12 protein-coding genes are annotated in these 11805 nt (G+C 33.4%); 8 read left to right on the forward strand and 4 right to left on the reverse strand.

Going from position 1 to position 11805, the window contains the following annotated elements:
• Positions 1–170 precede the first annotated feature (170 nt).
• The 6 genes from rpsA (at position 171) to AACY93_RS07585 (ending at position 5717) form a co-directional block, all read left to right on the forward strand.
• Positions 171–2003, forward strand: coding sequence for a 30S ribosomal protein S1 (gene rpsA / locus AACY93_RS07560; RefSeq protein ID WP_007651633.1), 1833 nt, complete (start codon positions 171–173; stop codon positions 2001–2003).
• 419 nt (positions 2004–2422) lie between these two features.
• On the forward strand, positions 2423–2770 hold the full coding sequence (locus AACY93_RS07565) for a helix-turn-helix transcriptional regulator (protein ID WP_286852551.1): 348 nt from the start codon (positions 2423–2425) through the stop codon (positions 2768–2770).
• Between the two features lie 57 nt (positions 2771–2827).
• Entirely contained in the window at positions 2828–3367 is a 540-nt protein-coding gene (gene pyrR / locus AACY93_RS07570) for a bifunctional pyr operon transcriptional regulator/uracil phosphoribosyltransferase PyrR (RefSeq protein ID WP_286852552.1), read from the forward strand.
• A 98-nt stretch (positions 3368–3465) separates the two neighbouring features.
• Positions 3466–4395 carry an aspartate carbamoyltransferase catalytic subunit gene (locus tag AACY93_RS07575; RefSeq protein ID WP_007651636.1) on the forward strand — a complete coding sequence of 310 codons (930 nt, stop codon included), beginning with the start codon at positions 3466–3468 and terminating at the stop codon, positions 4393–4395.
• 4 nt (positions 4396–4399) lie between these two features.
• Positions 4400–4732 carry a ribonuclease Z gene (locus AACY93_RS07580; protein ID WP_287006569.1) on the forward strand — a complete coding sequence of 111 codons (333 nt, stop codon included), beginning with the start codon at positions 4400–4402 and terminating at the stop codon, positions 4730–4732.
• Positions 4733–4811: 79 nt separating this feature from the next.
• On the forward strand, positions 4812–5717 hold the full coding sequence (locus AACY93_RS07585; protein WP_287006567.1) for a ribonuclease Z: 906 nt from the start codon (positions 4812–4814) through the stop codon (positions 5715–5717).
• On the opposite strand, the gene AACY93_RS07590 is transcribed toward AACY93_RS07585, so the two are convergent.
• Positions 5714–6127 carry a hypothetical protein gene (locus AACY93_RS07590; protein WP_287006566.1) on the reverse strand — a complete coding sequence of 138 codons (414 nt, stop codon included), beginning with the start codon at positions 6125–6127 and terminating at the stop codon, positions 5714–5716. The two genes, AACY93_RS07585 and AACY93_RS07590, sit on opposite strands and share 4 nt — an antisense overlap.
• Positions 6128–6210: 83 nt before the next feature.
• On the opposite strand from AACY93_RS07590, the gene pdxH reads away from it, so the two are divergent.
• The gene (gene pdxH / locus AACY93_RS07595) at positions 6211–6858 is read left to right on the forward strand and encodes a pyridoxamine 5'-phosphate oxidase (protein WP_287006564.1); all 648 of its coding nucleotides are present in this window, start codon (positions 6211–6213) and stop codon (positions 6856–6858) included.
• Positions 6859–7023: 165 nt separating this feature from the next.
• Positions 7024–7518, forward strand: coding sequence for a CAP domain-containing protein (locus AACY93_RS07600; protein WP_040492569.1), 495 nt, complete (start codon positions 7024–7026; stop codon positions 7516–7518).
• Positions 7519–8005: 487 nt separating this feature from the next.
• Here AACY93_RS07600 and AACY93_RS07605 read toward each other — a convergent pair whose 3' ends face one another.
• The 3 genes from AACY93_RS07605 to AACY93_RS07615 all read right to left on the reverse strand — a co-directional run.
• Positions 8006–9928 carry an OmpA family protein gene (locus AACY93_RS07605; protein WP_287006562.1) on the reverse strand — a complete coding sequence of 641 codons (1923 nt, stop codon included), beginning with the start codon at positions 9926–9928 and terminating at the stop codon, positions 8006–8008.
• An 11-nt stretch (positions 9929–9939) separates the two neighbouring features.
• Positions 9940–10866: a type IX secretion system membrane protein PorP/SprF gene (locus AACY93_RS07610; RefSeq protein ID WP_007651649.1), complete on the reverse strand. Its 927-nt coding sequence runs from the start codon at positions 10864–10866 to the stop codon at positions 9940–9942.
• Between the two features lie 13 nt (positions 10867–10879).
• On the reverse strand, positions 10880–11805 hold a 926-nt coding region (locus AACY93_RS07615; RefSeq protein WP_339611609.1), incomplete at its 5' end, for a gliding motility-associated C-terminal domain-containing protein.

The raw sequence follows: 11805 nt of genomic DNA on the forward strand, positions 1-11805 counted from the left end.
TTGCACTCCTTTTAGCGAAGAGTCAGAAATTAGAAGGAGTTGAAAACAAATATTTAATAACACTTCTGTGTGTTAATCGCTTAATTTTTCTGAGACAACACAGAATACAAACGTAATGTTACCGTATATCCTAAAAGTGAAAACCGTAACCATTACATAATTAATTTTAAATGGCTGAAAAAGCAAAACAAGCTGAAGTTGAAGCAACTGAAGCAAAAACTGTAGAAGCTCCAGTAGTATCTGAAGCTCAAGCAAACCCTGAAAAATTCTTAAAAGATTTTAACTGGCACAATTACCAGGAAGGTATTGATGAGGTTGAAGATTCTCAATTACAGGAATTTGAAAAATTAGTAGCTGAAAATTTCGTTGACACTTTAAATGATGAAGTTGTTGAAGGGGAAGTTATTCACATTACAGATCGCGATGCTATTATTGACATCAATGCAAAATCTGAAGGTGTAATTTCTTTAAACGAATTCCGTTACAATCCAAACTTAAAAGTAGGAGATAAAGTTGAAGTGTTAATTGATGTGCGTGAAGACGCAACAGGACAATTGATATTATCTCACAGAAAAGCTCGTGTAATTAAAGCTTGGGATCGTGTTAACGCTGCGCATGATAATGGCGAAATCGTTAATGGTTTTGTTAAATGTAGAACCAAAGGTGGTATGATTGTAGATGTTTTCGGTATCGAAGCCTTCTTGCCAGGTTCTCAAATTGATGTAAAACCAATTAGGGATTACGATCAATATGTAAACAAAACAATGGAATTTAAAGTGGTTAAAATTAACCACGAATTTAAAAACGTTGTGGTTTCTCATAAAGCACTTATCGAAGCTGATATTGAAGAACAAAAGAAAGAAATTATTGGTCAACTGGAAAAAGGACAAGTATTGGAAGGTGTTGTTAAAAACATAACTTCTTATGGAGTCTTTATCGATCTTGGTGGTGTAGATGGTTTAATCCATATTACAGACCTTTCTTGGTCTAGAATCAACCATCCAAACGAAATTGTTGAGTTGGATCAAAAATTAAACGTGGTTATCCTTGATTTTGATGAAGATAAATCAAGAATCCAATTAGGTTTAAAACAATTAAGCAAACATCCTTGGGACGCTCTTGGAGAAGACGTTAAAGTTGGAGACAAAGTAAAAGGAAAAGTAGTGGTTATTGCAGATTATGGCGCTTTTATTGAAGTGGCTGATGGTGTTGAAGGATTGATCCACGTGTCTGAAATGTCTTGGTCTACACATTTACGTTCGGCTCAAGATTTCGTTTCTGTAGGAGACGAGGTTGAAGCACAAATCTTAACATTGGATAGAGAAGACCGTAAGATGTCTCTTGGTATTAAGCAATTAACTCCAGATCCATGGACAGATATTACGTCTAAATACCCTGTAGGATCCAAGCACAAAGGTATTGTACGTAACTTTACCAATTTTGGTGTGTTTGTGGAATTGGAAGAAGGTATTGATGGATTGATTTACATCTCTGATTTATCTTGGACCAAGAAAATAAAACACCCAAGTGAATTCTGCAACGTAGGTGATACTTTAGATGTTGTTGTTCTGGAATTGGATGTAGAAGGACGTAAATTAAGTTTAGGTCACAAACAAACTACTGAAAACCCTTGGGATAAATACGAAACTGAATTCGCTTTAGATACAGTTCATACAGCAGAAATCGCTGATGTTGTTGATAAAGGTGCAACTATTGAATTTAACGAAGACATCGTTGCTTTTGTTCCTTCCCGTCACCTTGAAAAAGAAGATGGAAAGAAACTTAAAAAAGGAGATACTGCCGAATTCAAAATTATTGAATTTAACAAAGAGTTTAAACGTGTGGTTGCTTCCCATACTGCTATTTTTAGAGAAGAAGAAGCTGCAAACGTAAAAGCTGCTGCCAAAAAAGCAGAAGCTCAAGCTGCAGAAGCAAAACCAACCTTAGGTGATGCTAACGACGCTTTACAAGCTCTTAAAGATAAAATGGACGGAAAGAAATAATCTTACTTAATTTTATATAATTTAAAAGCCTCTCAAATTATTTTTGAGAGGCTTTTTAGAATAAATTTTAAATTAAATTCTTTTTTTATGTAATTTTATAATAAATTTACATAATAACTTTGATTAAATTTATAGCAGAGGTAATTACCTCTATTACAATTTTTAATCTTCCAAATTTGAGCCAGAACTTGTTGCAGGGCTTTGGCTCTTTTTTTTGTTTATTCATTTCATTTTACACCTCCTTTCAATTTATCTTAAAATTACTTATAAAGCATAAAGCTATTTGGTATTTTTAATATATGTTATTAACAATATTATCAACATCTTTAATATCTATATATTATAGGGTATTATGTTATTTTTTGTTTTATATTTGCATATATGGAGGTAAAAAAAACGTTTAAAATTATAGTTTTATCATGAATAAAAAAGCTAAAAAAGAAGAATTGAATCTTAAAAAGAAAGTAATAGAAGAAATTTCATTTGATAATACTCGTCAATTTATGTCAATGATCAACAATAGATTAAAAGATGAAAAATATGGAATGAGTAAATATAAGCTTTCTCTAATTTCTGGTGTTTCTGAAAGTACTATTAGTAGATATTTCAGTCAAGAAACAGATATTACTATTTCAAATTTTTTAAAAATATGTAATGCTTTGAAATTAAATCCTTACTTAATTCCAATAGAATTAGATACTGAAGAGTTTAGAGAATTTGATTCTAATTATAATAAATATATTAGGAATACTTATTTAAAAGAATAATAAGAAATAAAGCATAATTTATTTACCTTTGTTAACCAAACACGTTTGGAAAACACTATGAGTCAAAGAGTGCTACTTAATGCAACCGAAATAAACATCATTCTTCACAGATTGGCTTGTCAATTAATTGAAAAACATACAGACTTCGCAAACACAGTGTTAATAGGTATTCAGCCAAGAGGTAAATTTTTGGCAGAAAGACTGACAAAAATCCTTAAAGAAGATTACAAAATAAAACATGTAAAGTTGGGGCTTTTGGACATTACATTTTTTAGGGACGACTTTAGAAGAGGCGAAAAACCTCTTGAAGCGAACACCACTGAAATAAATTTTTTGGTAGAAGATAAAAACATTGTTTTTATAGACGATGTCTTGTATACAGGCCGAAGCATCCGTTCAGCATTAACAGCCATCCAGTCGTTTGGTAGACCTAAAGAAATAGAACTCCTAACCTTAATAGATAGACGTTTTAGCAGACATTTGCCCATTCAGCCAGATTACAGAGGCAGACAGGTAGATGCCATTAACAACGAGAAAGTCAAGGTGAACTGGTTGGAAAACGAAGGAGAAGATGCCGTATACTTAATTAGCAATTAAAAGTTGAAAATGATAATTTAAAACGGTTTAATGTTTTATATGAGATTGATTAAATCAACTTTAAACTTTAAACTTTAAACTATAAACTTAGAATAAAAATGAGTGAATTAAGTGTCAACCACTTATTGGGAATAAAATATCTTAACAAAAAAGATATTGAACTTATTTTTGAAACTGCCGATCATTTTAAGGAAGTGATTAACAGACCCATAAAAAAAGTGCCTTCACTTAGAGATATCACCATTGCCAATTTATTTTTTGAAAATTCCACTAGGACCAAACTCTCTTTTGAATTGGCTGAGAAAAGGCTGTCGGCCGATGTCATTAATTTTTCAGCATCACAATCTTCAGTAAAAAAAGGAGAAACCTTGATAGATACAGTTAACAACATCCTTTCCATGAAAGTGGATATGGTTGTGATGCGCCATCCAAACCCAGGAGCCAGCGTGTTTTTGTCGCAACATGTAGATGCAAGTATCATTAATGCTGGAGATGGCGCTCATGAGCATCCTACACAAGCATTGCTGGATTCTTATTCAATAAGGGAACGTTTAGGGGAAGTGAAAGGGAAAAATGTTGTTATTGTTGGAGATATTCTACATAGTCGGGTAGCTTTGTCAAACATCTATGCCCTTAAATTGCAAGGAGCCAATGTTATGGTTTGTGGACCAAAAACATTACTGCCCAAACACATAGATAAATTAGGCGTAAAGGTTGAAACCAACTTACAAAAGGCCCTTAATTGGTGCGATGTTGCAAACATGCTTCGTGTACAAAACGAACGAATGGACATTAGCTATTTTCCTTCTACCAGAGAATATACCCAACAATTTGGTGTGAATAAAGCACTATTGGACTCTTTGGATAAAGAAATCACAATCATGCATCCAGGACCTATAAATCGTGGTGTGGAAATTACAAGCGATGTGGCAGATTCCAAACAAGCTATCATTTTGGATCAAGTGCAAAATGGTGTTGCAGTTAGGATGGCTGTAATATATTTATTAGCTTCAAAAATAAAACAATAAGATTATGATTATAGACAAAGATGGTAATATTACCATAATCACCCAAGAAAAAGCATCTGTAACAGAGTTGGTAAAAAAACTGGATGTGGTTTACAATCGTTATAAAAACGATAATATTATTGTATCCTTAACAAGTCTTCAGTCTATAACCCTTCAGGATGTTATCGAGTTTTTGCAAATTTCAAACACACACAGAAAATCCAAACATTCGTTTGTAATAGTTTCAGATAAAGTAAACCTGGACGAGATGCCAGACGAGATATTGGTTGTGCCAACCCTTCAAGAAGCATACGACATTATTGAAATGGAAGAAATGGAGCGTGATCTCGGATTCTGAAAAAATGTTGAATTGTAAAGTTGTTTGTTGTTAAGTTGTCTACCACTAAACAACAAACAACTAAACGCCAAACAAGATAATGAAACTCACCATTTTAGGTTGTCATAGTGCCACACCACGTATCAATACCAATCCTACGTCTCAGGTTTTGGAAATTAACAATCATATATTCTTAATAGATTGTGGTGAAGGAACACAGGTAGAATTGCGTAGGAACAAAGTGAAGTTTAACCGGATTAAACATATTTTTATTTCGCATCTTCATGGTGACCATTATTTTGGATTAATTGGGCTTATTTCTACATTTAGGTTATTGACTAGAGAAACAGAACTCCATATTTACGCACCTAAAGGCTTGAAAGAATTGGTGACGCTTCAAATGAAACTGGCCAATTCATGGACAAACTATCAACTTATATTTCACGAATTGACTTCCCAAGAACCAGAATTGATTTTTGAAGACGAGAAAGTAGCTGTTTACACCATACCATTGGACCACAGGATCTATACCAACGGATTTCTTTTTAAGGAGAAACCTGGACTTAGAAAACTGGATATGAATGCAGCAATAGAAGCAGATATAGATATGGCTTATTTTAATAAGTTAAAACAAGGGTTTGATGTTGAAAACAATAAAGGGAAGCTAGTAAAAAATGAGACAGTTACCAAAGATCCTCCTGAGCCCAGAAGTTATGCCTTTTGTAGTGACACTGCATATAACGAAAAGTTGGTAAACAATATACTGGGAGTTACAGCTTTGTATCATGAATCCACATTTTTAGAGAAACACGAAAAATTGACCATTCCAACAAAACACAGCACAGCCAAACAAGCTGCCAGTATTGCCAAACAGGCAAATGTAGGTACTTTAATTCTTGGGCATTTTTCGACCAGGTACGATAATTTGGACCTATTTAAGGAAGAAGCCCAAACTGTATTTAAACATGTAGAATTGGCCAAAGATGGTAAGGTTTTTAGTTTTTAATTAAACTCCTTTAGGCTTAAAATCCATTCTATGGCTTCATTTAAAGTCTGACACCTCTTGATGCTGGTTTTGGAAAAGTGTTTTTCAAGGGTTGCATTTTTATAATTAAATTTATTATATGCCACTACTGCACTAGCTACAATAAAATTATATTCTTTGTAAAAATCAATCCATAATTGGGGCTCTATGGAATAGGAGTTAATTCTATTGGATATAAATCCTACCTCAAATTGGTCTCCATAATGCTCTCCAATTGCAGAGATAACTTGTTCAATTTTTCCCCAGTCAAAATGGATGCCTTCATTTAACTCAGAGATAATTATTTTCTCTAAAAAGAAGAAGGTACCAAAAGAAAACTCTATTTTTGAACTGGGAAGTAGGTTAAAATGTTTGCTATTTTCAAATGTCATTTTGGGAAAATTATTCCATAAATTTATAAGAAATAGTTAAGCAATAAAACTAAAATATAGTAAAAAAACATATTTTTAATATAATGGATGCAGACTTAGGCAGTTACAGAAAATCGTACGAAAAACATGAACTTTTGCTGGAAGACACACCCGAAAACCCATTGGAATTATTTCAAAAATGGTTTTTTGAAGTTGATAAATTCTTTCCTGAAATAGAAACCAATGCCATGACCATTTCTACCATTGGTCTGGACGGTTATCCTAAAAGTAGAATTGTTCTTCTTAAAAAGTTCACATATGAAGGCTTTATTTTCTATACCAATTACCATAGCGAAAAAGGCAAAGCCATCTCAAACAATCCACATGTGTGCTTGTCCTTTTTTTGGCATGGAGCAGAAAGACAGATAATTATTAAAGGCAAAGCCAAAAAGATTCCTGACAATTTAAGCGATGGGTATTTTGAATCTAGACCAAGGGGAAGTCAGTTGGGAGCAATAGTTTCCCACCAAAGTGAGGTTATAGAGAGTAGGGAAGCGCTAGAACTAAAACTAGCTGAACTGGAAAAGGAATATGAAGGCAAAGAGATACCAAGACCACCTTATTGGGGAGGATTTATGGTAGAACCTGTAGAAATGGAGTTTTGGCAAGGAAGACCCAATAGATTGCACGACAGAATAAGATACACACTAACTCCTGAATACGATTGGACAAAAAATCGATTATCTCCATAATTTATCCGTTGAAATACTCAATTCTTTGTTTTAAACATGCACTTCATCGATTAAATGTTTAAAAAATCGACAAAATACACGTAGTTTATCGATTTTAACATTTATTTAACAGTTTTTTCTAATTAGGAATTTAAATTAGCAGTACCAAATCTAAATTACCTAACAATGAAAAAGCCTACTTTACTACCAATCATGGTATTAATTGCGATGCTATCATTTTCGTGCTCAACTGATAGCCTTGATGAAACTGCAGAAAATACCACTACAAACATTGTGGTTCCTGAAACCAAAGTTATTGAAATTGAAATTGTGGAATTAATTAACGATTACAGGTTAAGCATAGGATTGAATCCACTTAACAACATGAAATTAATTAAATCCCAAGCTTACAGTCATACAGATTATATGATAGAGCATGATAACGTATCACATGATAATTTTTATCAGCGTAAAACATATTTAATTAACAATGCAGGAGCCAATAAGGTGTCTGAAAATGTGGCCTACGGTTTCACTACAGCTGAATCTGTTGTGAATGCATGGTTAAACAGCCCTGGACACAGGGAAAATATAGAAGGGGATTTTACCGATTTTGATATTTCTGCAGAACAGAACAGCCAAGGAAAATGGTATTACACAAATATTTTTGTAAAAAAATAATAAGTTAGGAACAACTAAAAAATCAATATGTAAGCTATATTTATTTTATATTAATAAACCTAAGTTTTAATTAATAGCAAATTGAAAACCACTCTACAAATCAATGTAGAGTGGTTTTTTTTACATGATGCTCTTATTCTTTTAAGGAAGTTTATGTTCTGTTTAATCTTATCTTTCCAGACAACATCATGCGCTTAATTTCATCTAAATATACTGTATTGAATACTCATTCTCCATACTTGCATATAAACTCTTTCTTAAGCTTTGAAACCATTGTAATTAAATTAATATGGAGTTTGTGTGACATTTTTTTGAGTCAATAGTGGTAATTAATGGAAATTTCTTAAGGGGGACTGTTATAAAATTCAAAAGCCACTCTTATTGAGTGGCTTTTAGGTGATAAGATTATTGTTAGGAAGGTTTAATATGTAAGCTATAGATATTAAAAAAACTAAATCTTATTACACTTGTTTTCTATGTTTATTTGCTAATTTTCTTCGTCATTAATAATAATAAACTTTGAACGTCTATTTTCTTGATGTTGAGCTTCCGTACATGGTACGCCATTGGAACATTCGTTTACCAACTGAGATTCTCCATAACCAATAGCACTTTCTATACGTTCTTGAGCAATGTTTCTAGAGTATAGGTAGTCTCTGGTGGATTTAGCTCTTCTGTCTGAGAGTTTCATGTTATAACTATCAGATCCACGACTGTCTGTATGGGATTCAATTTTAATGATCATATTAGGGTGTTCTCTCATAACAGATACAATGTTTTCCAACTCGTAAGCTGCATCTGGTCTAATATCCCACTTATCAAAGTTGAAGAATATTGGGTTAATTACAATTTCGTTATCGTTAATAAGAGGGATAAGCAATAAATCGGCCTCATGAACTTTTTCATGCTCATCAGTAGTTTCTAAAGCTAATAAAGCATCTTTATAATCTGGTTTGCTTCCTAGTATTTTGTATTGTTTGTTGCAATCTACATCATAAGCATACTCACCTAGTTCATTGGTTGTGATTTCCCCAACAATTTTACCAGATTCATCAATAAGTTGAACAGTAGTCATGGCCAATGGTTCCAATGTTTTACTGTTTCTAGCTACACCTTTTACCTTTTGTTTACATTCATAGATAGTGAACTCGTAAATATCGTCGCTACCTTTACCATCTAGTCTATTGGATGAAAAATAACCTTCATTGGTTTCAGAGTCTATAAAGAAAGCAAAATCGTCGTAACCACTGTTGTAAGGTGCACCAAGGTTTATAACTTCTGCATTTTCATCTTTTATGTAATCAGATTTATAAATATCTAAAAGACCAAGATTCAGGAATCCATCAGAAGAAAAGTATAAAGTACTGTCTTTGGCAACAAAAGGGAAGCCCTCACGACCTTCGGTATTTATTTTTGGCCCAAGGTTATAAACTTCTCCATAACTATTGTTTCCTTTAATTTCTACTTTGTACAAATCTGTTTGTCCTAAACCACCATCACGATCTGAAGTAAAGTACAAGGTTTTATTGTCTGGACTCAAAGCTGGGTGGTAGGTTGAAAAATCATCACTGTTAATAGGAAGTTCAACAATATCAGACCAAGTGCTGTCTACAAGTGTAGCCTTGTATATTTTTAATTGAACAGTTCCTTCTTTATCTGCACGAGCTCTATTTCTTTTGCCAACATTCATTCTGGAAAAATACATGGTTTTACCATCGTTGGTTAATACAGCATCTGCAGAATGTAAATTGTCTCTTCTTACACCTTCAAAAGATAGTTTTTTAACATCTGAAACTTCTTTTTTACCATCTGTTGTTGAAATGGTTCCTTGATAAAGGTCTAGAAAGGGCTCGTTATTCCATTTGTAAATATCATTTTCAGTATCTCTGGCAGAAGCGAAGTAAATGGTGTTCTCATTTACAAAAGCTCCAAAATCTGAATAATTTGAATTTATAGGAAGGTTATCTACCTTTACATAACTACCAGCTGTTGAAGCTAATTTTTCGTATAAATGTAGGTTGTTGTCTTTTCCTTTTCTGGCACGACTATCGTTATCCTGCCTTTCTTTAAATTTTTCAAACCATTTATCTGCTTCTTCATAGTTTTTTAAACTACGTTGCGTTTGGATGTATTTGTAAATATATTCAGGGCTAATTTTATTTGAATATTTTTCGAGAGCTTTGCCATACCAAACAGCTGCTTGTTTAGAGTCGGAATTGTTGTAGTAACAATCTCCTAACCTGGTTAGTACATGTTCGCTATCTTCACCATTTTTCACTGCTTCTTCGTATAATTCAGCAGCTTTTAAATAAGCATAGTTGTCAAAAAATTTGTCAGCAACCTTTTCTTGGGAAAAAAGAAACGTACTACTTAATGCAATTATAATTGAGAATAAGATTTTTGTTTTCATGCTGTTATATTTTAGAAGTATCTAGGTGATTTGATTCGTTTTGGCTTAAACAACTCGAACATGACTAAAATTTCATGGGTTCCACCAGTGTAATCATTTAGCTCAGAAAGTGGATATTCATACGCATAACCAATTCTAAATTGTTTGGAAACTTGAAAATCTGCAATTCCACCTAAAGCTGAAGTGTTTTCGTTAATTCGATACCCAGCTCCCAGCCAAAATTTTTCATAGAACAAAAAGTTTGCTGTAATATCAAATGATAAAGGGGCACCATTGGTCGCTTTAACTAAAAAAGCTGGTTTTAATTTTGTGTTCTCACTAAGTGTAAAAACATAACCACCAGTAAAATAGTAGCTTACACGTTCCAAAGCGGCAATATCTTGGTTGTTATTGCCTTTTGTGTAATCCGTATTCAATATTCTAGGTGCAGAAAGTCCTAAATACCACATTTGTGAGTGCCAGTATACACCAGCTCCAATATTTGGACTCCATCTATCTTCAATACCATAAATGTTTGGATCTTGTCCGTTGGGATCAACGGCATTTCTATCTAAACTATAACTTGTAAATCCACCTTTTATACCAAAAGCCAGCTTGGTTTTTTCACCAGTTTGAATGGTGTAAGAGAAATCTCCATATAGATATGAAAAACGTTCATCACCTAATTTGTCATTGATGAAGGACAATCCCACACCAATTTTCTCATTTCGTAAAGGCGAATTGACTGAAAGTGTTTGGGTAATTGGTCCACCATCAAAGCCAACCCACTGACTTCTGTGCAGACCAACGACACTTAAAGTTTCTCGACTACCTGCGTATGCAGGATTTATTGAGATAGTATTGTACATATATTGAGTGAATTGAGGTAATTGTTGAGCAATTCCAACCGTACAACTCAATAATGCCAACGCAACTATGTAATGTTTAATAAGTTTCATAGGTTATAGTTTTTTATTTGGTTCCTAAGTAGACATATCCAGTAATAGGTTTCAATCCACTATTTTTTAACGTTAGAATATAATAATATGTTCCATTAGGTACTTTATCTGCATTTCCAACAGAAGCTTTAGAAGTTGTACCATTCCAGTTATTTTGATAATTATTGGACTCATAAATCATTGCTCCCCAACGGTTAAATATCTTCACTTCTATTACAAATCCACAGTCTTCTATTCCAGTAACTTCAAAATATTCATTCCATTGGTCGCCATTAGGTGTCACTGCTTTAGAGATTTTTACATTCTCACTACCACAAGGCAATACAATACAGTCATCATTGATATTTAATGTTACTTCAGTCGTGCTTAAACAACCGTTATCTGCAACAGTATAGTTAAACACATAATCTCCTAACTCTACAATTGAGGGGTCAAAATCACTACCGTTTAAGGTTGTATCACCAGAAATAACTTCCCAAGTGCCAGACATGTCATTTCCAAAATAGTAGTCAAATAAATCAATTATACCATCATCAGAACATCTACTGTCACTTTCATAAACAATCGTATCTACCATATTTACATATACAATTTGAGAAGCAGTTCCAATATTGCCACAAGAGTCTGTAAACTCCCAAGTCCAAATTATCTCATAATCGTTATTTGTTCCATCAAATGAGTTGTCTTCATTAAAATCTGTAATCATTATATCATCTGAACAATCGTCAAAAACTAATGTAGGTACATCTGGAATAACATTACAGTTTACCGTTATGTCTGATAGATCATTTGTTGCCACCGGAGCCGTGGTATCGGTCACCGTGATTGTTTGCGATACAGACGAGCTGTTGTCACAGCTATCGGTAAAGGTCCAGGTACGTGTGATCACCACATTACAAGGATCGGTATTATCGGTTACATCCACGCCTGTCACCGTAA

Origin of the sequence: uncultured Xanthomarina sp. (assembly GCF_963971605.1) — a bacterium.
Classification (GTDB): Bacteria; Bacteroidota; Bacteroidia; order Flavobacteriales; family Flavobacteriaceae; genus Xanthomarina; species Xanthomarina gelatinilytica.